The organism is Tissierella sp. MB52-C2 (genome assembly GCF_030931715.1).
Taxonomy (GTDB): domain Bacteria; phylum Bacillota; class Clostridia; order Tissierellales; family Tissierellaceae; genus Tissierella.
This window is the reverse complement of record NZ_CP133261.1, coordinates 3,513,613-3,536,343: the sequence shown is the minus strand read 5'-3', so window position 1 is coordinate 3,536,343 and position 22,731 is coordinate 3,513,613. Positions and strand designations below refer to the sequence as shown.

The window sequence follows — 22,731 nt, the reverse complement described above, 5'->3', positions numbered from 1 at the left end:
TATTATACTTATTTATATATACAAAAAGGAAGCCAAAGCTTCCTTTATTTTACATAATTACTTGGGTTATAGTTTTTACCATTCTTCAAGACTTCAAAATGTAAATGTGGTCCTGTTGATCTTCCTGTATTTCCTACATTGGCAATATGCTGTCCCTTATATATCTTATCTCCAACACTTACAAGTAATTTGCTGCAATGTGCATATCTAGTGATAAACCCATTACCATGATCAATTTCAACCATCTTTCCATATCCACTTCTGTTGGAACCTGAATATATAACTTTACCTCCATCTGCAGCCTTTATAGCTGTTCCTATAGGAGCCGCTATATCAAGCCCACTATGCATTCTGCCACTTCTCATACCATATCTAGAAGAAACTCTACCTCTAGTAGGCATCAAAAATGTACCTGTAGCTACAGTTTTTGGGACTTCTTTGGTTCCTTTTACTATAACTTCAGTGACAGGATTTGTAATTACTTCTTCTTTTACTATATCTTTATCAACTAAAATACCGTTATGTTTGGTTTCCTCTGCCAGTACTTTTCTCTCACCATTTGAACCATTTATCTTAGTTTTTTTCTGGTTCTTATACATAGTATCGTCATACTCTATTTCAGTTTCATAGTTTATATTTTCAGTATATTCTACTTCCAGTACTGTAGCTACTGTAAGTACTGATTTAGGTACAATTAATTTTACCTCATCGCCTATTTGTAACTTTTCTGGATTTTTATCTGGATTTGCAGTCTCTAACTCATCCACGGACAGATTATATATCTTTGCAATAGTCCAGAAACTTTCCCCTACTTCTACCATATGGGTCTTTATTTCCTCTGACCCTGTTAATAAATGATTATATAAATCTTCTTTTTCTTTTATCTTATTTAGTGGTACTTCTCTTTTTACTACTTGTATATTTTCAACTATACCTATATCTTTTATATCAGTACCTTCTTTAGCCATATCTTCATAGGGTTGTTTAATCTCACTAATTATATCTTCTACATCTTCTTTAGTTTTCAATACCCCTACTTCTACTCCATCTACTTCAAGAGCATATCCAGATACTAGGAAATTCATTTTTGATTTAATTTCCTTTTGTAAATTACTACTAGATGTTATTAGCTGGTCTTTAGCTCTAGTCTGCTCAAACCTTATATCTTTATCTAAAACTACGTCTATATTATATGTATTGGATAATTCTTTTTCTAAGTTGTCCATTATATGATTAACTTCTTCTTGGTTTCTCACAGTTCCTATTATATCTTCTCCAAGATATACATCAAATGCCCTCATCTTAATGTCATAAACTTTATATCCTGTGATACATAATGCAATAATAGATATAATCATTAAGGATGATAGTGCTACTTTCATATTTCTGCTTTTTATATTGCAATCATTAGAGTTGTCTTCTTTAAAGTCTATATTTTGAATCTTAAATCTCTTAATAAATTCAAGCATCTTATTTCCTTGTTCCTTTAGCCTGCCTAAAGTTTCTCTTATATGGTTGGGATTATCCATATTTCTCCTCCTAGTTTAAACTACTTCTTATTATAGCCATATTATAGCCATAACTTTTTTGTAATCAATCTGTAACAATTATATCATAGATTATATTTTTTTCAACCACTCCATATTGTAATAAAATTATTATATTCTGATTCTTTTAATTTATTCATCTACTAATCTTTTTGCTTATTTCCTATGGTATTAATATAAATAGAAATTGGATAAATATGTAAATGTTACAAATTCTTAATATCCTTTTTTATATATGTAAAAAAGTATTTATATTTAATTTCAGGCAATACTCTTAATGTCCTTTTAATTTTAAGGATATTATAGAAGAGAATACATAGGAGGTTATTAATGAATATATTTTCTAGAAACAATTATATTGATTCATCTTCTCCCTTTGCCTTGTCTAAATTTTCCAACTTAATATTTAATTACTTATCTAACGGCTCTATAGAAAATAGAGATATAATTATTTTCTGTATTGGTACAGATAGATCTACTGGAGATTCCTTAGGTCCTTTAGTAGGTCACAAGCTTGAACCTATAATAAAAAATTACAGCAACGTACACTTAATGGGAACATTAGAAAATCCAATTCACGCAAAAAATCTTGAGGAAACTCTAGATAAAGTAAAAAAGGATTACAATAATCCATTTATAATTGCCATAGATTCTTCCCTAGGAAGATTAGAACGTGTAGGACATTTATCTATTAAAAATTCCCCTCTACGACCAGGAGCTGGGGTGAATAAATCTTTACCACCGGTTGGAGATATATCCATCACTGGAGTCGTAAATATTGGTGGTATGATGGAAGTTATGGTATTACAAAATACTAGATTATCTCTAGTCATGAGTATGGCCGATATTATATCTAAAAGTATTTATCTATCACTTTTCAGATTATCTAGACAAGAAAAAAACCAGTATATATTAGAAAAGTAGCTTTGGGCTACTTTTCTTAGTTTATTACATTTAATTTTTCATTCTTCAATTTAAATTCAATATCTTTAACCTTAGGATTTATTTCTCCATCCATATTTAAGTATACTCCATCTTCAGCTGTTATTTTTATATTTCTTCCCTTATATGTCTTTACATACTTAGTATATCTAATATGTTTTCCTTTAAATATACTTGGAAATAAGAATAAAAGTTTTATTTTTCCAATCTTAGATATTACGCATATATCCAAATATCCATCGTCAACCTTTGCCTCAGGCAAAATCTTCATTCCACCGCCATAGTATTTTCCATTACCTACAGCCACTAATATCACATCTTCATCTATGATTTTTCCATCTATATTAATCTGAATTTTTTTCTTCTTAAAACTAAACAATGAATATATAACACTAATCCCATAAGCAAATCGGCTCTTGATAATCTTCTTTATAGTTATTGTATTTCTTAAAACTTCTCCATCAAATCCAATACTAGCAATGTTAAAAAAAGTAAGATTATTTACATCTCCAATATCTATACTATTTTTCCCTCCATTACATAGATGTTCTAATGCCTCAACAGGGTCTATAGATATTCCCAAGCTTTTTGCCATATCATTTCCTGTGCCACCAGGTATGATTCCTAATACGCCCTTTCCCTTATTAACTAGTCCTCTAGCCACTTCATTTATGGTCCCATCTCCACCCACTGCTACCGTTATATTATAATCATCTACACTATTTTCTGCAATTGTTATTGCTTCCTTCGGCTTTGTAGTTAGCTTTATCGAATATTCTATTTTATATTTTTTCATCTTTGCTTTAATCAGTGATATTAAACCCTTGGCCTTTCCACCACCAGCTACAGGATTTATAATAAAAAGAATGTTCCCCATTTAATCTGCTCCTCCTAATAGAGAGTCTTGTCTTGAGATTCACCCATTAATGCCCTATCTATGGCCTGCATTTCCTCTACAGATAATGGATATACTGATTTTCCTAATTTAACTGGCTTGGCATAATTTGTGTTGTACTCTCTACCATAAATACTTGTGAGGACAAATCCGTTATTAAACTTGTCCAACAATGCAACTGAATAACTTAAATCAGAACCCATGTTGCCAAAGGCATTGTATCTAACAAAGCCAACCTTTTGAATAGCAAAGGCTAGCTTTGTTTCAATACTCTCTATATTTTGTTCTATAACATTCATATCCATACGAACTGATTTTAGTTCCTCATTGGTCTTTATAAGGAGCTGTTCTATATTTACACCTTTAACTCCCCTTACTAATTCATTATATTTATCTTTTATTCTTGATATTCTTATTTCAGCTATTAAGTATAAAACTAATAATATAGGTATTGCTGCCATAAGTCCTATCATAATTTCTATATTATACGATGCAATAAATTCTTGTAGCTGAATCATATACTTTCTCCTCTCTAAACTTCCTTAGCAATTTCTTTTAAGGCCTTTATGGCAAATTCTATTTCCTCGTGAGTGTTCTCATAGCCAAAACTAAATCTAACGACTCCTTGTTCAAAGGTTCCAATGGTTTTATGAGCCAAAGGAGCACAATGTAATCCTGGTCTTACGGCAATATCATACTCTTCATCTAAAATATAACTTATCTCTGATGAATCGGCTTCTCCAACATTTAAAGCAACTACTGGTGCATGATGTCCTTTCTCTAATGGTCCATAAAGTATAATCTTGTCAATTCTGCTTGCTTCTTCTATAAAATGCATTGTAAGCTCTTCTTCTTTTCTTCTTATGTTATCGATGCCCTTTTCAAATATATATTTAATTCCAGTACCTAATCCTATTATTCCTGGAGCATTGGGTGTACCAGATTCAAATTTATCTGGAAATACATCTGGTTGATCTAGAGAGTGGGATATGCTTCCTGTACCGCCTTGAAAAGTCTCTACTAATTCTATACCTGATCTAATATAAAGTCCACCAGTACCTTGGGGACCTAGTAACCCTTTGTGTCCAGGAAAAGCTAGCATATCTATATTCATTTTTTCTACATCAATATTATATACACCTGATGATTGAGCACCATCTACTAAATAAATTAATCCATGTTTCTTTGCAACTTTTCCTATGGCCTCTATATCCATTATAGTTCCTGTCAAGTTAGATATATGAGTTGTTACTATCATCTTAGTCTCTGGAGTAATGCTGTCTTCAATATCCTTAGGATCTATCCTTCCCTTAGAATCTCCCTGTACTATTGTATGTTTTACTCCTAGTCTCTCTAGAAATGCAATAGGTCTTAAAACAGAATTATGCTCCATTGATGTAGTAATTACATGATCTCCTGGTCTTAAATACCCTTTTATTCCCAAATTTAAGCTTTCTGTACAATTAAATGTAAATATTATACTCATAGGATCTTTTATATTGAAAAGTTTACCTATTTGAACCCTTGTATCAAATATTCCTCTACTGGCCTTTAATGCCTTTTTATGCCCTGACCTTCCAGGATTAGCACCATATCCTACCATGGCATCCATTATAGCATCATATACTACCTTTGGCTTTGGATAGGATGTAGCTGCATTATCAAAGTAAACCATAAAATCATCTCCATTTAAAATAAATTATACTAAACATCTCTACATACTTTAACAAAATCAAATTTCTCCACATCAAATAAACCCATATCTGTAAGTTTTAATTTAGGTATAACAGGTAACGCCATAAATGCTAGGGTCATAAAAGGATCTATATTCTTATTTACATTTAATTCTTCATAACATAAGCTTATCATTTCCTTAAGAACAGCATTAGTTTCTTCAACTGGTCTGGAAGTCATAATTCCACCGATTTCTAAGGGTAAACTTTTTAGAATCTCACCATCTTTTACTATTGTAAGTCCACCCCCAATGTTTCTTAACTCTTCTATGGCAATTAATATATCCCTATCATTATCACCTATCACTATTATATTATGTGAATCATGACCTATGGTTGAGCCTATTGATCCATTTTTTAGATTGAAGTTTTCTATAAGTCCTACCCCTATATTCCCTGTACCCAAATGTCTTTCAGCTACTATAATCTTTTGTATATTATCATCTGAGAAATCAAAATAACCATCTAGGACATTTACTTCTTTTACTATGGATTCAGTGACTAAGCTATCTTCCACTACTCCTATTATATTTGCGTTTCTATTTTCCATAGGAATTTTAATATCATCTAATTTAATATCCTTTATATTTACTGAATCTGTCATATTCTTTGGTAAATGTATTTCTGGCTGAAATAATGCCCTGTTATTTTCGCCTACTAATTTTCCATTTTTAAATACCTTCAATATATTTAAATCATCTAAATTATCCATTACTACTAAATCTGCAATATATCCTGGTGCTATAGCTCCCTTACCTTTTAGTCCATAACACTCAGCTGGGTTTAAGGTAGCCATCCTAATTGCATTTACTGGTTCAATACCTGCCCTAATAGCAAGTTTAATATTAAAATCTATAGTTCCTTCATTAATTAAGTCTTCTGGATGTTTATCATCAGTACAGAATAAGAATCTTCTTAAATTATCTTTATTTACAACTTGAATTATATTTCTCAAATCCTTTGCAGCTGATCCTTCACGAAGGAGTATATACATACCTAATCTTAAACGATCTAATACTTCGTCAGTTGTCGAACACTCATGTTCTGTCTTTATACCTGATGCCACATATGCATTTAAATCCTTTCCAGAAATCATAGGACCATGGCCATCTATTACTTTATCTTTAAATAAAGCTAACTTATTTAATACATCCTCGTCTAAAGATATTACACCAGGATAATTCATCATTTCTCCTAGTCCTATAACATCTTCTTCCTTCAATAACTCCTTTAAATCATCGGCCTTTAATATAGCTCCTGCATTTTCAAAGTTTGTAGATGGAACGCAGCTAGGCAACATTATATGAACATCTAATGGAACATTTTTACTATCTTCTATTATATATTTTATGCCTTCTATTCCTTTAACATTTGCTATTTCATGAGGATCAGCCACTATAGTAGTTACACCTCTTGGAACTATTACCTTAGCAAATTGAGAAGGTGATGACATTGAGGACTCTATATGAACATGGCTATCTATAAAGCCTGGAGATAAATATCTACCTTCTAAATCAATCTCCTCTTTACCATTATATTCACCTATACCTATTATTTTGCCGCTATCAATAGCTACATCTCCCTTTATTATTTCACCTGAAAAAACATTTATTATATTTATATTTTTTAATACTAATTCTGCTTCTTTAACACCTTTTGCTTTAGTTATAAGATCTGCCAGCTGCTCCGTAAACATCTTACTACCTCCTTAAGCCTTAATGGTGAGAATTACTTATGATACTACTACTATTATAATACAATATTTTTATGATTTAATAAAGAAAAAGAGAAGGTTTCCCTTCTCCTATCCCAATCTTTTATATACAACCTTTAGTAGTTCCTCTTTTAATTTCTTTCCTTCAGTTAAAAGATTATCTACTTTAGCTGATATTTCTTTCTTAAATGATTCATCTTTTATACTTCCTAGGTTAATAGTTACATTAAATAATGCTCCTTCCAATCCTGCATAAGCCAATAATGTACCTACCCCCACATCTGTAATAGCATTTACATTTCCATATTCAGCAAAAATATCTTGTAGTTGTAATACTCTTAAACATTTCTCTGCACATCTTAATGGAACCTCTAATGCTACTTTATACCCTTCTTGGATAGCATTGCTTCTTGTGGCCTTTTCCTCATCTGTCTCCTTTGGAAGTTTGAAAGCTTCCATTACCTTGTCAAATGCTTTTGTGTCTTCGTCTACAATACCATTTAAAGCTTCAACTAGTTTTTCTACTTCCTTAGAATTTTCGACGATCTTTGACTTAATATCATCTGATAATTCTTCGTAGGCCTTTTTACCAACAGTTAAGTTATATACCATATTAGTAAGTGCTCCCCCTAAACTACCTACTAAAGCGGAAACACTTCCTCCTCCTGGTGTAGGTTCTCCACTAGCTGTAGCAGCTATGTACTCTTTTAAACTTTTATCTATAAACATTTTATCCCCTCCTAGACCTATTTTACTATAAGTAATAAAAAAAGGGAACAGTATTGTTCCCTTTTTTTATATAGTATATTATCTTTGTTGTTTAATAAAACTTGTATCATAATCTTTTATTATAGCAGCTGCTTGAGGTGCTAATATTAAAAGACCTATTAAGTTTGGAATAACCATTAAACCATTGAACATATCTGCTAAGTCCCAAACTATACCTACTTCCATAAATGAACCTAATATTATAAATCCAAGAACTGCAATTTTATAAATATTTACAGCTTTAGCTCCAAATAAATATTTGATATTTGCTTCTCCAAAGAAATACCATCCTATAATAGTAGTAAGTGCAAAGAAGAATAAACTAATAGCTATAAATATTGTTCCAAAGTTACCAAGTCCTAATCTAAATGCTTCTTGAGTCATTTCTATTCCAGTAAGACCTAAAGTATTGGCTCCTGTAACTAAATTTATAAGTGCTGTTACTGTACAAATAACAATTGTATCTATAATAACTCCAACCATAGCAACCATACCTTGTTGTGCAGGGTGTGCTACTTTTGCCACTGCATGGGCATGTGGTGTTGAACCCATACCTGCTTCGTTTGAGAATAATCCTCTTGCTATACCAAATTTAACTGCTTGCTTCATAGTAACTCCCAAAGCTCCACCTACTGCTGCTTGAGTAGTAAATGCTCCTTGGACAATACTCTTAAATGCTGGTCCTATAGCTGCAGGATTTTTGAATATTATAACAAAACTTCCTATAATATAAAGTAATGCCATGAAAGGTACTACTAACTCTGCAAATGATGCTATTCTACTCATACCACCTACTAATATAAGACCAACAAAAATTGCTGTAGCAATTCCTATAGCTACTTTATTAAAGCCAAAAGCTACATTTACTGCTGTTGCTATTGAGTTAGATTGAACCATATTACCAACAAATCCTAGTGCTATTATTATAGTAACAGCAAAAAATCCAGCTAAAAATTTACTTTTTACTCCTCTAGATAAATAATATGCAGGACCACCTGTTACTTCATCACCAGATCTATCTGCATATTTTTGTGCAAGTACAGCCTCACCAAAGTTTGTAGCCATACCAAATAATGCTGACATCCACATCCAAAAAATAGCTCCTGGACCACCAGATGCTATAGCTGTTGCCACACCTGCTAAGTTTCCTGTACCTACTTGTGCCGCAACTGCTGTTGCTAATGCTTGGAATGATGTCATTCCATCTGCATCTCCATCTGCATTTGCATTTTTTTCTTTTTTAAATATTCCACCAAAAGCTTGCTTGAATCCTGGTCCAATTTTAGATATTTGTGGAACACCTAGTCTGATAGTGTAATAGATTCCTGTTATTAATAGGGCATACATTAGAAAATTTTCCCACAAGAATACATTCACTTCATTAACAAACGCTTGCATTAAAACTACCTCCTCTTAAGTATAATAAATTTTTATGACACAGTTCTAATATATCATTTATGTCTATCTTTGTAAATCAAATCTTAGGAATTGTTTGTTAATTATCTTACATTTAGACTATTTATTTTAAAGCTCCCTGTATTGCGACATTTTTTGACATAAACCGTCTGATTTTTGCAATAAAAAATCAACCAAGCTTTGGTTGATTATATGAACATAGTTCCACTAATTATTAATTTAGCACTTCCACCTACTTTGACTACTGAATCTCCTTCATTCTCTTCAATTCTACAATATATTTTGCTAGGTCTATTCATGGTTTCACCTTGAAATGATGTTAGCTTATTATCTTTTATTAGTTTATTTTCCTTTAAAAAGTAAATTAAGGCTCCATTTGATGTTCCAGTTGCAGCTTCTTCATCTATGCCTACTAGAGGGGCAAAGTTTCTAGTATATGCAATCTCTGAATTTAATTCTGGTAAATGAAATCCATGTACTCCTACTACTCCAAGTTTCTCTGATAATTCACTTAATAATACCTTATCTACAATCAAACTATCTAATATCTCTTTCTTCTTTATTGGTAATATAATATCCTTTAATCCTGTTGAAATTATTTCAGGAGCTATGTTCTTATCTAATACTCCTATATCTTCTGCAGAAATTCCCATTATATTAGACAATGATAATATATCCTTAATTTTACCCAATTTTTTAGGAATAGCTTGTTCCATGAATATTTTACTTACCCGTCTATTTTCAAAATGAATTTCTATTGATAATTTTCCTACTTTTGTATGTTGATAAACAGTTTTTACACCATCTTTAATTGGACTAATATATCCCTCTTTAGCTAAAGTATAAAACGCGGCTATAGTAGCATGACCACATAAGTCTACCTCACATACTGGAGTAAAAAACCTTACATTAAAATTATCTCTTTGAAGAGGAGTTATAAATGCAGTTTCAGATAAATTTATTTCTTTTGCAATGTTCTGCATTATATCGTCTGGTAATCCATCTACACTTAATACCACTCCTGCAGGGTTTCCTCCAAGGAGCTTATCTGAAAAAGCATTTACTTGGTACATTTTCACTTCCATAAAGTACTTCTCCTTTCAGTATTTACTTAGTCAAAACATCTATAATTCTTTCTAAATCTTCATATCCATAATATTCTATTTCAATTTTACCCTTCTTGTCCCCTTTTATTAAATTAACTTTAGTACCCAGTATCCCCATCAATTCTTCTTCAAGGCTTCTTATATGAGGATCTTTATTAGGCAAACTACTAGTCTTTTTAATAGAAGTTGCTTTTTTATTTACAATTGTTTCTACATCACGAACATTTAAATTATTTTTTATTATTTCTTCTGCAATCATTATTTGCTTCTTCTTATCTTTAATTCCTAACAAAGCCTTACCATGACCTGGTGTTAATTCTCCCTTAGATATATAGTCTACTATTTCTTTTTCTAAATTTAAAAGTCGTATGGTATTGGCTATATATGATCTTGATTTTCCTACTTGATTTGCTACTTCCTCTTGAGTCAAATTATAGTCTTTCATTAGCTGCTTATAGGCTATGGCTTCTTCTATTGGACTTAAATCTTCCCTCTGAATATTTTCGATTAAGGCAAACTTAGCCGATAATTCTTCATCTACGTCCTTTACTATACATGGCATTTCCTTTAACTTAGCAGCCTTAGATGCTCTCCATCTTCTTTCTCCTGCTATAATCTCATATTTATTTTTTATTTTTCTTACTATAATAGGCTGTATTAGACCATGTGTCTTTATAGAATTAGTTAAATCAATCAACGCTTCTTCTTGGAATTCTTTTCTTGGCTGTTTTTTATTAGGACTAATTAAGCTTATGTCTATATTTTCAATAATTTCCTTAGATTGTTTATTCTCTATAATCATTTCATCTGAAATTAAAGCCGATAATCCTTTTCCTAAACCTCTTTTCTTTATACTCATCTTATCACTCCTCAACTAGCTCTAGGAATTCTTCTGCTAACTCCATATAGGCTTCAGCCCCTTTTGATTTTAGATCATAATCTAGAATAGATAAACCATAACTTGGAGCTTCGGCTAACCTAACATTTCTAGGAATAAGACTTACATAAACCTTTCCTTTAAAAAAGCTTTTTACTTCTTCAACTACTTGTATAGATAGGTTTGTCCTACCATCAAACATACTCAGAACTACACCCTCTATTTCTAAATTTGGATTTAATCCTTTTCGCACTAATTTTATTGTATCAAATAATTGACTTACACCTTCCAGTGCATAGTATTCACATTGAATAGGTATAATTACACTATCTGAAGCAACTAAACCTATAATTGATAAAATACCTAAAGATGGAGGGCAGTCTATAAAAATATAATCATATTCATCTCTAATAGTACTAAGTTTGCTACTCAATATATTTTCCCAATTACCTTCTCTAGCTAATTCTATTTCTAGACCTGCTAATTCATTATTAGATCCAATTATACTTACATTTTCAGCAGATGTCTCCCTAATAGCATCCTTTAATCCAATATTATTTACTAATACATCATATATAATAGGTTGTCCATTGTCCTTTTCTACTCCTAGACCTGAAGTTGCATTACCTTGAGGGTCAATATCAATTAAAAGAACCTTTTTACCTAACTTTCCAACTCCAGCACTTAGATTTATAGTGGTTGTGGTCTTCCCAACTCCACCTTTTTGATTAAATATAGATATAATTTTACCCAAAAAACCACCACCTTCCATATATATCATAATTATATAATATCAGATTATTTTAATATTTAAAAGAAAGATTTAATGTTTCACGTGGAACATTAAATCTTGTTAATGATTTTGTAAAATTAATTTAAAAATAAAGACATTAATACTGTAATATTTTCAATTCCATGAATTAACACTATACCAATCCAACAATATTATATACCAATTTATTTCTGTTATTTTAAAAGAATATTATGAGAATACTAATTATGGGGTGATATATATGGTGAAAAAGGTTTTGATTATAATGGCTGTATTTATCATGCTTCTTCATCCGAAAATTATTAGTGCTGATACATCTAAATATATTGAAATATTTGACCCTAAGCAAGATAAGGTAGTAAAAATGGTAGAGACAAACAAAGAAATCAATAATATGATTATAGACTGGATAAATAAAATAGATAAAGTCTATGCAAAAGTTGATCCTATAAAGGATGATGAATATGCCATTAGATTTCCACTTAATTCTGCAATTCAAGTACAAAACAAATGGCTAGATACAACTGTCGAGGAAGTATATCTTATAGTTCCAAAAAATGATTTACCTTTTTTTATGATTTTCGAAACAGAAAATAAACTTGTATGTTTCCCTTTTACTGGTGAAATAAAAATATTATCAAATATTTTAGATTTCAGACTAAGATAAGAACCCTAGTTTAATCCATCTAAAGATTTTGTCTCTCTGAATTCAGGAAAAAACTTGCCCTTAATGTTCCACGTGAAACATTAGGGGCTTTTTTCCTTCTCTATAGTTCTACCTTTTACTATAGAAACAAGTTGAATAATAAATAAAACAAAAGCTATTATATCTAAAATAAATATTCTACTCCACCATTGACTACCATTATTTGCTGGAATATCCGTAAGTATTCCTTGAAAAAATGTTCCATATAATAGTCCTACACCTGCCAATATACTTATAAATATATCTATATAACTTGCAATAACTTTTAATAATTTACCTTTTTTAACAGAGTAAAAATATATAATAGATTTCATGCAATTTATAAAAACTATAAAAGTTAAAATATAATATACAAAAAAATCCCAATGATAATAATTCATCATTTCATTGAATGCACTATATTCCATATTATTTCTCCTTAAATTCATAATATATATATTTCTTTGGAGTACCTGATGAATTTCCAATTTCTCTTTCTTCACTATGGTATGTCATTTGATTTATTTCTTCTTTAAAATATATATCCTTTGGTATATCTATATAGTAAGAATTAAATCCATACAAATAAGCAACTATCTTATTTCCTTTGACAAATACCATATTGATCCATCCCTCACTATAAGCTACTTTTAATTTAGTATATTTAAGTCCCAGTTGTTTTTCCATTTCTTCAACTGACTCATAGGGTTCAAATACATATAATTTATCATAATCAATAGTAATTAAATCTTTTACCATTCCTTCATTACTATATTTTCCTAATTTAATATCTTCAGATAATGCTTTTTCTAATGATCTGGTGTTTTTACTTGATAGAGAATTATAGTCCATTAGTTTTATAACAGTACCTATGGTTATAATAATCCCTAGACAAATAAAAGCCCATTTAATAAATCTTTTCAATTTGACTCATCCTTTTTTATGGTAATTCACCATTTCTTATTTTTGAAATATCTTCAAAAATTCTAGAATATACTGCTCTTATATTAGTCTCATTTTTAGTATTATTATATAAACCATATCCCCAAACCTTATCTTTACTATAAAATAATCCTGTTATATACATTCCATCTTCAGCATCTGGTTCATCTCCATAGGACAAATCTTCCTTTATGAAATTAACATGAGTTTTCTCATTTTCAATAAAATAAAATGGTATTTCTGATGTCTTATATATAGATACATATTCAGCATTAGACGCCTTTTTAAAATTGTCCTTAGTAATAAATATGGCATCATATGTAGAATCAAAGTCCTCTTCTTTCAAAAAATCAAAATCAATTATTTCAAATTCTATTTCCACTTCTCTAATCTCAGGAATATCACCAATTATCCCTATAGATAACTTTTCCCCTATATACTCCTTTGTTTTATCCATATTAATATGTAAACACCTTGTTAAAGTTATAAAAATTATAGAAAAAGTAATAATAGACAATAAGGCGATAGGAATAATCAAATATATTTTCCTTTTTGTCTCTTTATATCTATTCCATTCATCCATTGCTTGGCTTATAAGTACTATCCCAGTAAAAACAATAAAAGTATTACTTAGAATATCAATTTTGAGAAGTACAAGTGTTAGATATATAGATGAAATTATACCTACAATAACTTTCCTTGTTTTTTCCATATAATCATCCCCATAGTATCTTTTAAAGTCTTATTATAATTTTTTTATATGTTAATTTAATATTACGATTTAATCTTCCAATATATATTACCAAAGTATTAATTTGAATTATCTATAATATATTTGTACTTATATCATAATCATCTATTTCTGAATTTATCTTCTTATAGAATACAGATATTTCTTTCCCAACTCTACAGAAACTATCTTTTTCCACTTGTATTAAAGAAATATGTTACATCATTATGCCGTCCATCAGATGTTTTTTCGCCACCAGCCTTTTCATATAATGAACATGCAGCAATATTATGTTTTTGTGTAAACAAAAAGAATCTACATATACCTGTCAACTTACATAAGTTCTTTATATTAGTAAGAATCTGAAGTCCAATACCTTGTCTTTGATATTCTGGAAGTACACCAACTTCATGGATATATAACATATTTCCTTTGCTATCAAGACGATTAAGCTCATACCCATATGCAAATCCAATTACTCTTTTATCTTGAATACAGGCAAAAATCCAGTTATTTGGGCTTAAAAGAAACTGTCTCACATTTTCCTCAACAACAAATCCACTTCTAAAATCCTTTTCCATTTGTAATACAAGGTCTAAATCTGAAAGGTTTAGCTTCTTAAAATCGTATTTTTGTATCATAACATCACCTCATTTCAGTTTTATTTATATTTTTTCAGAAAATTTATATCATATTTATAAATTTTTCTTAAAACATATTATTCTATTTGATTCTTCAAAATTGGAACTTAAATGAAACTTTAAACTATCTAGATTATCCAGTTCACAATCACTTCCAAACTCTTTACATCCTTGATTTCTTGCCCAAATCTCACACTGATAAAGTAACTTTTTTCCAAATCCTTTTTTGCGAAAATTATCTTTTATAAAAATACCTTCTAAATACCCAACAGGACTACTTTCAGTTCCTTCAACATAGTCATACCTTAGGCCAACCTGTGCAAATCCAATTGGCTCCATATTATCAAAGTAAAGAAAAATAGCTCCTTTATTTAAATTGATATAACTTAAAAAATCCTCTTCCAAACTGTTTATCTCATTATCCTCCCATAACAATATAGCCAACTCTGAAACTATTTTACAGTCTTCAACAGATGCTTGTTTAATCATTTTTTCCTCCTATTTCTCAATTCCATACTTCCATATCTATATACCTTTTATTGCACTTATTATTTACTATACCTTAATTCACTCAATTATTTGATATAATGCCTTTAATCATATCGATAATAATAATCCTATATTCTTTATATTGTTTATCTAAACTAATACTATAAAAAAATATTCCAAATAAAACCATATAGTAATCAAAAGCTGGCTTTGAAAATTTATGATATTTACCATAGGATTCTAAGAAAACTTCCCTTTCTCTTGCTGTTCTTAGAAACTTTTGTCCTGGTCTTAATACTAATGACCATGCTAAGTCATATTCCCTGCTTCCATATCCAGACAATTCATAGTCTAATAGACAAGATACTTTGTAATCTTTCCATAGAATATTTCCATAGTGACAATCTCCATGAATAAAACATTTTGTCTCTTTAGCTTCTTTATCTAACAAATATTGCTCTATATACTCTAGATTATTCTCTAAATAGAATTTATGGGATAATGTAAAATCTCTTTTCTTCACAGGTGGAGCTTCTATTTTTATATTATGTACTTTTGCTAATAATTCTCCGTAAACATTCATATATTTTAAGGATTCCATATTCTTATTATCTCCTAAAATATATGATAGACGATTACCTTCTGCTTCCTCCGTTAAAATATATTTAGGAGTATTGAATGAATAATCTATAATATTAGGTAAAAATGGGAAATCCAGCTTATTGATTATTGAAACTTCTCTTTCTGTATCAGCAGTTTTCTGCCTTTCTACTTTTAGGAATGCTGTTATTTCTTCTCCTGACTTTTCTATTCCTTTAACATAAAAAACATCATTTCCTGCATGGGGATACCCTAATATCTCCTCAAGATAAAAATTATTAAACTTTAAAGAAAAAGGATCTATAGTCTCTCTCCATTTTTCTGGTTGTCTCATTCTATCTAATCCATCTACCATAGAACTTCAGCTCCATTTTAATCTTCTTATTTATAATTTTACCATAAGTAGATTGCTTTACCACTGACTATATTAGACTTAATTATATTATAATCATTTCCATTCACGTAGAATTTGTTAATTATATCTTATGTTGGGTATATCTAAACTACATAAAAATAAAAATATAGGAGTGATTTGATGGTTAATATAAAGATATTTTCAGATTTTGCATGTCCTTTCTGCTATATAGGCTTCTCAATAGCTGATAGACTAAGAAAGGAAAATACCAATATAAATATTGAATGGATACCTTATATTTTAGATTCAAATGTCTCTTTAGATGGAGATGATTTATTAAATCATATTCCTCAAGAACAAATAGACATGAGCTATAGAAGAATAGAACGACTGGGAAGAGAATATGAATTAGTATATAATAATAAAACCAAAAAGTTTAATACTAATAGACTTCATCAAGCTGCTCTTTATGCAAATAAAGAGAATAAATATTATGAATTTGCTAAGGAAGCTTTTAAAGCAATATTTGAATACGGAAAAAATGTAGGCGACCCTACTATAGTAAATGAAATAGGTCTAGCTGCAGGACTTAATATAGTAGAGATGAATAATTGTATTGAAGAAGGTACTTTTAATGATAAAATAGAGGAAGCAAGAAATTTAGTATCAGTATATGAAATAGAAAGTGTGCCTACTTTTATTGTAAATGATAAAAAGAAAGTAGAATTGCTGAAGGATTATGAGAAGTTTAAAAAAGATCTAGTAGCTTAAAGATATAAAGCCAATAAATGTTCCACATGGAACATTTATTGGCTTTATATCTTTATTTCCATAGCATTATGAAAGTACCTGCTGATAATATTATAAATAGTTTCCAAAAATTTTATTACTCCTTATAATATAGTCAAATTCGAGAAAATTTATTTATAGGTTTTAAAGGCCCCATTATTGCTTTCTAACTTTATTTGCACACTTTTCTATTAATACTTATTTCAAATGCTTTTAAAATCAAAAATACGGCTTCGTTTTTAATGATATAACTTATTTAAAACTACACACTTTCTAGTTAACAATTTCATACTATTACCAATTACTGTCATTATGATTTTTCATATTGTATTTGTCAATGAAAACTTGGCTCTTCCTTATAACCTGTTTATTGAGTTAAGAAAATACAAGTTTTCAAAAATAATTCTATACTAAACCTCTTGGTTTATTGAATACTTTTCTACTCTTATGCAACATCTAAATGCTGCATAACAAATAATTAAAGATATTTCTTCATAGTTACAGCAGGTAAAGCTTTCCCTGCCCAATTTAATTCTATATCTTTGGATTTAACAAATCCATTATCTTTCCAAAACTTTAGTATAGAATTATCATAATTAATTACTACATCTATTCTGATGCATTTCCTTTTCAATGATTTAACATATTCCTCAAACCCATTATAAATTATTTTTCCAAATCCCTTTCCCTGAAAATCATTATGTATCATCAATAGTGATAAATATATTTCCTCATCCACCTTAAAATCCATTATTCCCACTATCTTTCCTGTAGCTATGTGAATTACCTTACAAGAACGAAATCCACTATCCTTCATATATTCTAGTTCCTCAGTTATCCATTCATTTGTTACTGTACTCTTATCTATATGATTTGTTAAAAATTTGCCATTAGAATTATATACTTCAAGGACCTCTTTCAAATCTTTATTTTCCAACTGCTCTATATAAAACTCTTTTGATAAAAATATCATCCTCTACTCCCCACCCTCTATTTTACCTATATAACTCTTTTATTAAGAGAATATCATAACGCCCTTCCTTATTCAATCAGAATAGTTAAGAATACTCTATATTATTGACTTAAACCAACTTATAAGCTATATCACTAACTAAATAAATAGAATGTTCCACGTGAAACAATTTTCTTAACTATTTGTTATTAGTTATTCTCTAGATTTATTAATATGTACTTGCCCTATTGAATATAATTTTATATAAGTTGAATATTTCAAAATAAGGAGAATTTAAATGAATGGAATAAGAAAAGATGTTAATATAATATTAGATTTAACTATTGTAGTTATTGTGTTCATGGTAGTAACCATATATAATACATATCCTAAGACCCTATATGCATTTTCAAATTCAAATAATCGTGCTGCTATTGTTTCAAGGGGATCAAAGGAAGATAAGATTATAGCTCTAACCTTTGATGATGGTCCCCATCCAGAATATACTGTGGAAATCTTAGACTTATTAAAACAATATAATGCTAAGGCAACTTTTTTTGTATTAGGTAAATATGCCGAAACATATCCAGAGATAATTAGAAGACAAATTGCTGAAGGTCATGAAGTTGGCAATCATTCATATTCTCATGTAAATATGAAAAAAGTATCAGCTAAGGTAATTAAACAAGAATTTGAAAAAACTCAAGATATAGTCTATTCCATAGCAAATATAAGACCTAAGGTTTTTAGACCACCCTATGGAAATTATAATGATGATGTAATTAAGATTGTAAGTAGTGATGATTCTTCTGTAGTTCTCTGGACTTTTTATCAGGATTCTAAGGATTGGAGCAATCCTGGGGTAGACGTTGTAATAGATACTACTTTATCTAAGGTACAAAATGGAGACATTATTTTGTTCCATGATTATGTATATAAGCCTGAAAGCCATACTGTAGGAGCATTAAAGGTAATTTTACCTAAATTAGTCGATGAAGGATATCAGTTTGTTACTATGTCGGAGCTTATCAATCTTTCCCAAGATAGAAAAGTATTGAATAATTTCAATTAAATTAAAATAGAGTTAGGAATCCTAACTCTATTTTGGTATCTTTACTACTACTTCCACATGGTCACCTTTATCCACTTCCTTATACTCTGCATTAACTCCAGTATCTTTAATAGCAGAAAAGGCCTTTTTAAATGTATTTAAATAAATTCTAACATTTATTAAGCTTTTTATATTTTGTTTTGATTCAACATGTTCCTCTTTAGTTAAATCATTTAATATATCATTAACTAAAGTCTCTGTTCGATTTACATTTAGTTCATTTTTTATTACTCTTTCAAGTATCTTTCTTTTTAAATCGTCATCTGCCAGCTTTAATAATGCTCTTCCATGTCTTTCAGTAAGGTTATATTCCAATAAACTTTTCTTAATATCTTCAGGTAATTTTAAAAGTCTTAGTTTATTAGCAACTGTAGACTGATTTTTACCCATTTTTTCTGCTATTTCTTGTTGAGTAAAACCATGATCTGATATTAGATTATAGTATCCTTCAGCTTCTTCAATGAAATTTAAGTCTTCCCTTTGGAGGTTCTCCATTAATGCAATTAAAGCTGATTCTTTATCTCTATAGTCTACTATAATAGCTGGTATTTCATTTAATCCAGCCAATTCAGAAGCTCTAAGTCTTCTTTCTCCAGCTATTAACTCATAAGAGTCTTCCCTAATCTCTCTAACACTAATAGGTTGAATTACTCCATATGATTTTATAGATTGACTAAGTTCTTCTAGAGATCTTTGATTAAACTCTTTCCTAGGCTGATATGGATTAGGTTTAATAATAGATATAGGAATATATTTTATTTCCGGTTGAGTATTTTTCATGACATCCCTCTTCTCAATTGACATTAATATATATTTCTACATTAGGTAGATTATTTCCTTCTTTATTGCCCAAGTTTTTTCCTACAAATTTCTACAAATTATAATGGAGTTTTCTTTGGCTTTCCTCCACCCCTGGGATATTTTGTAGGAGTTTCTTTTATTTTCTCTATTATTATCAAAGAATGCACTATATCGGATTTAGGAATTTTTACTAGTTCTTTTTTCAGTATACTTCCACCTAATATTTTAATTCCCTTTTCTGCTTCTTTAAGCTCTTCTTCTACATCTTCACCCTTCATAGATATAAAATATCCACCTACTTTTACAAAAGGCATACAATATTCTGATAGGGTATTCAATGATGCAACTGCTCTAGATATGCAAATATCATATTGTTCCCTATAATTCTCTGTTCTACCAAGTTCTTCTGCCCTTCCATGTATGGCTTCTATATTTTTTAATCCTAAATCTTTAATAACTTCATTTAAGAAAATAATCCTTTTGTTTAAACTATCTAGTAGTGTAACTTTCAATTCTTCATTGAAAATTTTAAGAGGTAGACCTGGAAAACCTCCTCCTGTCCCTATATCTATTATACTTTTTTTGCCATCAAATAATTTAGTAACTACTGGAGTAAGGCTATCTAAAAAATGTTTTACATCAATTTCTATATCATCTGTTATGGCAGTAATATTAATTTTTTCATTCCATTCCTTTAATAATCTCTTATATTTAATAAACTGATTTTGTTGTTCTTGACTTAATTCAATATTTAAATCTACTATTCCATCTAATAGGGTATTAATCGAGTTCATCTCTATTTTCTTTTCCCACCCTTCTTTTATGTTCTAAATAAATTAATAATACATTTATATCGGATGGCGATACTCCCGATATTCTAGAGGCCTGTCCTACAGAATCAGGCTTTATATCATTTAATTTTTGTTTTGCTTCGTTGCTAAGTCCCTTTACTTCATTATAGTCCATATCTTCGCTTAACTTTTTATTTTCTAGTTTTTTAAATTGTTCTATTTGAATCATTTGTTTCTTTATATATCCCTCATATTTTATTTGAGTCTCTACCTGTAATCTAATTTCCCTTAATAGCTCTGGTCTATCTAAATCTAAAGCTGATAATAAATCATATCCCAATTCAGGTCTTTTTATTAACTCATAAATATTTGTAGGTGTATTTATTGGAGAACTATTTAAACTCTCAATTATATCATTGCTTTCCTTGGTAGGATTTACTTGAACATTTTTAAGTCTTTCTAATTCAATTTCTATAGCTTCTTTTTTTTCTAACATTCTTTTATATCTTTCTTCTGTTACTAGTCCTACTTTATATCCACGCTCTGTAAGCCTTAAATCCGCATTATCTTGTCTTAATGTAAGCCTATACTCGGCTCTAGATGTCATCATCCTGTAAGGCTCTTCTGTGCCCTTAGTAACTAAATCATCAATTAGAACTCCAATATATGCTTCTGACCTATCAAGTATAAAAGGCTCTTCTCCTTTTATATTTAATACTGCATTTATTCCAGCAATTAAACCTTGAGCTGCAGCTTCTTCATATCCTGAAGATCCATTTATTTGTCCTGCAAAGAAAAGATTTTCTATCTCCTTATGTTCCAATGTTCTCTTCAATATTGTAGAATCTATGGAATCATATTCAATTGCATAGGCTGATCTCATAAATCTTACATTTTCAAGGCCTATCACTTCCTTATACATTTCCAATTGAACTTCTTCTGGTAATGTGGAGCTTACTCCTTGTACATACATTTCCTTTGTAGATAGACCTTCTGGTTCAATAAATACTTGATGTTTATTTCTATCTGCAAATCTAATTACTTTATCTTCTATTGAAGGACAATACCTAGGACCTACCCCATCAATATCTCCTGCATACATTGGAGAACGATGTAGATTATTTCTTATGATTTCATGCATCTTTTCTGTAGTATAAGTTAAATAGCATGGAACTTGTTCTTTATCAAATGTTTTATCCATATTTAAGAAAGAAAAAGGTATAACTTCTTTATCTCCTGGTTGAATTTCCATCTTTGAATAATCTACACTATCTTTATGAACTCTGGCAGGCGTACCTGTTTTAAGCCTTCTCATATTAAAACCCTTTTCTTTTAATGCATCTGATAAGAGTATAGAAGGAAACATTCCATCAGGTCCTGATTCATAGTTGACTTCACCCATAAATATTCTACCCTTTAAATAAGTTCCTGTAGCTAATATTACAGCCTTACAATTATAAATTGCCCCTGTTCTAGTTAGGACTCCTTTTACTACATTATTTTCTAATAATATATCTATTACTTCTCCTTGTCTTAGGGTTAAATTTGGTTCTTCCTCTAATACCTTCTTCATTTCAGTATGATACATGTTTTTATCCGCTTGAACCCTAAGAGAATGAACTGCAGGACCTTTAGATGTATTTAACATCCTTGATTGAATAAAGGACTTATCTATATTTAATGCCATCTCTCCACCAAGGGCATCTATTTCCCTTACTAAGTGACCTTTCCCAGTACCTCCTATATTAGGATTACAAGATAAGGCTACTATAGAATCTAAGCTCATTGTCATTATCATGGTATTCATGCCCATTCTACTACTAGAAAGAGCTGCTTCAACACCTGCATGGCCAGCACCTATTACTATAACGTCATATTCTCCTGCAAAATATTTTTTCACTTCTTTCATAAATTTCACCTTTCTATTAAACCAGTGAATAACTAATAACTAATAGTGAATAGTTCAGGTAAGTTTCGAATTTATTCGAAACTATTAACTAAAAACTAAAATAGATATTCTTTATTAATTCAAATCTATACACTTTTCACTATTCACTTTTCACTATTCACTATCT

The 22,731-nt window shown here is 29.9% G+C and carries 24 protein-coding genes; 4 read left to right on the top strand and 20 right to left on the bottom strand.

Annotated elements, in window-relative coordinates:
• Positions 1-44: 44 nt before the first annotated feature.
• The gene (locus RBU61_RS17770; RefSeq protein WP_308876996.1) at positions 45-1,529 is read right to left on the bottom strand and encodes a M23 family metallopeptidase; all 1,485 of its coding nucleotides are present in this window, start codon (positions 1,527-1,529) and stop codon (positions 45-47) included.
• Between the two features lie 348 nt (positions 1,530-1,877).
• Between RBU61_RS17770 and yyaC the strand changes: the two genes are divergently transcribed.
• Positions 1,878-2,471, top strand: a complete 594-nt coding sequence (gene yyaC, locus RBU61_RS17765; protein WP_308876995.1) for a spore protease YyaC — start codon at positions 1,878-1,880, stop codon at positions 2,469-2,471.
• Positions 2,472-2,487: 16 nt separating this feature from the next.
• Here the strand turns inward: yyaC and RBU61_RS17760 are convergent, their stop codons facing one another.
• From RBU61_RS17760 to RBU61_RS17720, 9 genes are all read right to left on the bottom strand, one after another.
• The gene (locus RBU61_RS17760) at positions 2,488-3,366 is read right to left on the bottom strand and encodes a diacylglycerol kinase family lipid kinase (RefSeq protein WP_308876994.1); all 879 of its coding nucleotides are present in this window, start codon (positions 3,364-3,366) and stop codon (positions 2,488-2,490) included.
• 14 nt (positions 3,367-3,380) lie between these two features.
• Positions 3,381-3,902 (bottom strand): DUF4446 family protein, encoded by a 522-nt coding sequence (locus RBU61_RS17755; RefSeq protein ID WP_308876993.1) that lies wholly within the window; start codon positions 3,900-3,902, stop codon positions 3,381-3,383.
• Positions 3,903-3,916: 14 nt separating this feature from the next.
• Positions 3,917-5,059 (bottom strand): aminotransferase class V-fold PLP-dependent enzyme, encoded by a 1,143-nt coding sequence (locus tag RBU61_RS17750; protein WP_308876992.1) that lies wholly within the window; start codon positions 5,057-5,059, stop codon positions 3,917-3,919.
• Between the two features lie 29 nt (positions 5,060-5,088).
• Positions 5,089-6,813 (bottom strand): adenine deaminase, encoded by a 1,725-nt coding sequence (ade, locus tag RBU61_RS17745; protein WP_308876991.1) that lies wholly within the window; start codon positions 6,811-6,813, stop codon positions 5,089-5,091.
• Between the two features lie 108 nt (positions 6,814-6,921).
• Positions 6,922-7,560, bottom strand: a complete 639-nt coding sequence (locus RBU61_RS17740) for a cyclodeaminase/cyclohydrolase family protein (protein WP_308876989.1) — start codon at positions 7,558-7,560, stop codon at positions 6,922-6,924.
• Between the two features lie 78 nt (positions 7,561-7,638).
• Positions 7,639-8,997 carry a sodium:alanine symporter family protein gene (locus RBU61_RS17735; RefSeq protein WP_308876987.1) on the bottom strand — a complete coding sequence of 453 codons (1,359 nt, stop codon included), beginning with the start codon at positions 8,995-8,997 and terminating at the stop codon, positions 7,639-7,641.
• A 206-nt stretch (positions 8,998-9,203) separates the two neighbouring features.
• On the bottom strand, positions 9,204-10,100 hold the full coding sequence (locus RBU61_RS17730; protein ID WP_308876986.1) for a PhzF family phenazine biosynthesis protein: 897 nt from the start codon (positions 10,098-10,100) through the stop codon (positions 9,204-9,206).
• Between the two features lie 22 nt (positions 10,101-10,122).
• Positions 10,123-10,980, bottom strand: a complete 858-nt coding sequence (locus RBU61_RS17725) for a ParB/RepB/Spo0J family partition protein (RefSeq protein WP_308876985.1) — start codon at positions 10,978-10,980, stop codon at positions 10,123-10,125.
• Positions 10,981-10,984: 4 nt separating this feature from the next.
• The gene (locus RBU61_RS17720; protein ID WP_308876984.1) at positions 10,985-11,752 is read right to left on the bottom strand and encodes an AAA family ATPase; all 768 of its coding nucleotides are present in this window, start codon (positions 11,750-11,752) and stop codon (positions 10,985-10,987) included.
• Positions 11,753-12,011: 259 nt separating this feature from the next.
• Here RBU61_RS17720 and RBU61_RS17715 point away from each other — a divergent pair, with 259 nt between their 5' ends.
• Positions 12,012-12,437: a hypothetical protein gene (locus tag RBU61_RS17715; protein ID WP_308876983.1), complete on the top strand. Its 426-nt coding sequence runs from the start codon at positions 12,012-12,014 to the stop codon at positions 12,435-12,437.
• Between the two features lie 80 nt (positions 12,438-12,517).
• Here RBU61_RS17715 and RBU61_RS17710 read toward each other — a convergent pair whose 3' ends face one another.
• The 6 genes from RBU61_RS17710 to RBU61_RS17685 form a co-directional block, all read right to left on the bottom strand.
• Positions 12,518-12,883 (bottom strand): hypothetical protein, encoded by a 366-nt coding sequence (locus RBU61_RS17710; protein WP_308876982.1) that lies wholly within the window; start codon positions 12,881-12,883, stop codon positions 12,518-12,520.
• Between the two features lies 1 nt (position 12,884).
• Positions 12,885-13,379 (bottom strand): hypothetical protein, encoded by a 495-nt coding sequence (locus tag RBU61_RS17705; protein ID WP_308876980.1) that lies wholly within the window; start codon positions 13,377-13,379, stop codon positions 12,885-12,887.
• A 16-nt stretch (positions 13,380-13,395) separates the two neighbouring features.
• Positions 13,396-14,109: a hypothetical protein gene (locus RBU61_RS17700; RefSeq protein ID WP_308876979.1), complete on the bottom strand. Its 714-nt coding sequence runs from the start codon at positions 14,107-14,109 to the stop codon at positions 13,396-13,398.
• A gap of 203 nt (positions 14,110-14,312) precedes the next feature.
• Positions 14,313-14,768 carry a GNAT family N-acetyltransferase gene (locus RBU61_RS17695; protein ID WP_308876978.1) on the bottom strand — a complete coding sequence of 152 codons (456 nt, stop codon included), beginning with the start codon at positions 14,766-14,768 and terminating at the stop codon, positions 14,313-14,315.
• Positions 14,769-14,822: 54 nt separating this feature from the next.
• On the bottom strand, positions 14,823-15,257 hold the full coding sequence (gene aac(6') / locus RBU61_RS17690; RefSeq protein WP_308876977.1) for an aminoglycoside 6'-N-acetyltransferase: 435 nt from the start codon (positions 15,255-15,257) through the stop codon (positions 14,823-14,825).
• A gap of 82 nt (positions 15,258-15,339) precedes the next feature.
• On the bottom strand, positions 15,340-16,212 hold the full coding sequence (locus RBU61_RS17685; RefSeq protein ID WP_308876975.1) for an aminoglycoside phosphotransferase family protein: 873 nt from the start codon (positions 16,210-16,212) through the stop codon (positions 15,340-15,342).
• Between the two features lie 180 nt (positions 16,213-16,392).
• Between RBU61_RS17685 and RBU61_RS17680 the strand changes: the two genes are divergently transcribed.
• A complete protein-coding gene (locus RBU61_RS17680) occupies positions 16,393-16,983 on the top strand; it encodes a DsbA family protein (protein ID WP_308876974.1) in 591 nt (196 codons plus the stop codon).
• A gap of 496 nt (positions 16,984-17,479) precedes the next feature.
• On the opposite strand, the gene RBU61_RS17675 is transcribed toward RBU61_RS17680, so the two are convergent.
• On the bottom strand, positions 17,480-17,974 hold the full coding sequence (locus RBU61_RS17675) for a GNAT family N-acetyltransferase (RefSeq protein ID WP_308876973.1): 495 nt from the start codon (positions 17,972-17,974) through the stop codon (positions 17,480-17,482).
• A gap of 277 nt (positions 17,975-18,251) precedes the next feature.
• Between RBU61_RS17675 and RBU61_RS17670 the strand changes: the two genes are divergently transcribed.
• Positions 18,252-19,025, top strand: a complete 774-nt coding sequence (locus RBU61_RS17670) for a polysaccharide deacetylase family protein (RefSeq protein WP_308876972.1) — start codon at positions 18,252-18,254, stop codon at positions 19,023-19,025.
• Positions 19,026-19,052: 27 nt separating this feature from the next.
• On the opposite strand, the gene noc is transcribed toward RBU61_RS17670, so the two are convergent.
• The 3 genes from noc to mnmG all read right to left on the bottom strand — a co-directional run bounded on the left by noc (position 19,053) and on the right by mnmG (position 22,565).
• A complete protein-coding gene (noc, locus tag RBU61_RS17665; protein ID WP_308876971.1) occupies positions 19,053-19,844 on the bottom strand; it encodes a nucleoid occlusion protein in 792 nt (263 codons plus the stop codon).
• Between the two features lie 98 nt (positions 19,845-19,942).
• On the bottom strand, positions 19,943-20,659 hold the full coding sequence (gene rsmG, locus RBU61_RS17660; protein ID WP_308876970.1) for a 16S rRNA (guanine(527)-N(7))-methyltransferase RsmG: 717 nt from the start codon (positions 20,657-20,659) through the stop codon (positions 19,943-19,945).
• Positions 20,646-22,565 (bottom strand): tRNA uridine-5-carboxymethylaminomethyl(34) synthesis enzyme MnmG, encoded by a 1,920-nt coding sequence (gene mnmG, locus RBU61_RS17655; RefSeq protein WP_308876968.1) that lies wholly within the window; start codon positions 22,563-22,565, stop codon positions 20,646-20,648. Before mnmG ends, rsmG begins: the two co-directional genes overlap by 14 nt.
• Between the last annotated feature and the right edge of the window lie 166 nt (positions 22,566-22,731).

What these genes read in the sequence shown, in the direction of transcription:
- RBU61_RS17770 (WP_308876996.1), bottom strand. Translation starts at nt 1,529, where the DNA reads ATGGATAATCCCAACCATATAAGAGAAACTTTAGGCAGGCTAAAGGAA.
- yyaC (WP_308876995.1), top strand. Translation starts at nt 1,878, where the DNA reads ATGAATATATTTTCTAGAAACAATTATATTGATTCATCTTCTCCCTTT.
- RBU61_RS17760 (WP_308876994.1), bottom strand. Translation starts at nt 3,366, where the DNA reads ATGGGGAACATTCTTTTTATTATAAATCCTGTAGCTGGTGGTGGAAAG.
- RBU61_RS17755 (WP_308876993.1), bottom strand. Translation starts at nt 3,902, where the DNA reads ATGATTCAGCTACAAGAATTTATTGCATCGTATAATATAGAAATTATG.
- RBU61_RS17750 (WP_308876992.1), bottom strand. Translation starts at nt 5,059, where the DNA reads ATGGTTTACTTTGATAATGCAGCTACATCCTATCCAAAGCCAAAGGTA.
- ade (WP_308876991.1), bottom strand. Translation starts at nt 6,813, where the DNA reads ATGTTTACGGAGCAGCTGGCAGATCTTATAACTAAAGCAAAAGGTGTT.
- RBU61_RS17740 (WP_308876989.1), bottom strand. Translation starts at nt 7,560, where the DNA reads ATGTTTATAGATAAAAGTTTAAAAGAGTACATAGCTGCTACAGCTAGT.
- RBU61_RS17735 (WP_308876987.1), bottom strand. Translation starts at nt 8,997, where the DNA reads ATGCAAGCGTTTGTTAATGAAGTGAATGTATTCTTGTGGGAAAATTTT.
- RBU61_RS17730 (WP_308876986.1), bottom strand. Translation starts at nt 10,100, where the DNA reads ATGGAAGTGAAAATGTACCAAGTAAATGCTTTTTCAGATAAGCTCCTT.
- RBU61_RS17725 (WP_308876985.1), bottom strand. Translation starts at nt 10,980, where the DNA reads ATGAGTATAAAGAAAAGAGGTTTAGGAAAAGGATTATCGGCTTTAATT.
- RBU61_RS17715 (WP_308876983.1), top strand. Translation starts at nt 12,012, where the DNA reads ATGGTGAAAAAGGTTTTGATTATAATGGCTGTATTTATCATGCTTCTT.
- RBU61_RS17710 (WP_308876982.1), bottom strand. Translation starts at nt 12,883, where the DNA reads ATGGAATATAGTGCATTCAATGAAATGATGAATTATTATCATTGGGAT.
- RBU61_RS17700 (WP_308876979.1), bottom strand. Translation starts at nt 14,109, where the DNA reads ATGGAAAAAACAAGGAAAGTTATTGTAGGTATAATTTCATCTATATAT.
- RBU61_RS17695 (WP_308876978.1), bottom strand. Translation starts at nt 14,768, where the DNA reads ATGATACAAAAATACGATTTTAAGAAGCTAAACCTTTCAGATTTAGAC.
- RBU61_RS17685 (WP_308876975.1), bottom strand. Translation starts at nt 16,212, where the DNA reads ATGGTAGATGGATTAGATAGAATGAGACAACCAGAAAAATGGAGAGAG.
- RBU61_RS17680 (WP_308876974.1), top strand. Translation starts at nt 16,393, where the DNA reads ATGGTTAATATAAAGATATTTTCAGATTTTGCATGTCCTTTCTGCTAT.
- RBU61_RS17675 (WP_308876973.1), bottom strand. Translation starts at nt 17,974, where the DNA reads ATGATATTTTTATCAAAAGAGTTTTATATAGAGCAGTTGGAAAATAAA.
- RBU61_RS17670 (WP_308876972.1), top strand. Translation starts at nt 18,252, where the DNA reads ATGAATGGAATAAGAAAAGATGTTAATATAATATTAGATTTAACTATT.
- noc (WP_308876971.1), bottom strand. Translation starts at nt 19,844, where the DNA reads ATGAAAAATACTCAACCGGAAATAAAATATATTCCTATATCTATTATT.
- rsmG (WP_308876970.1), bottom strand. Translation starts at nt 20,659, where the DNA reads ATGAACTCGATTAATACCCTATTAGATGGAATAGTAGATTTAAATATT.
- mnmG (WP_308876968.1), bottom strand. Translation starts at nt 22,565, where the DNA reads ATGAAAGAAGTGAAAAAATATTTTGCAGGAGAATATGACGTTATAGTA.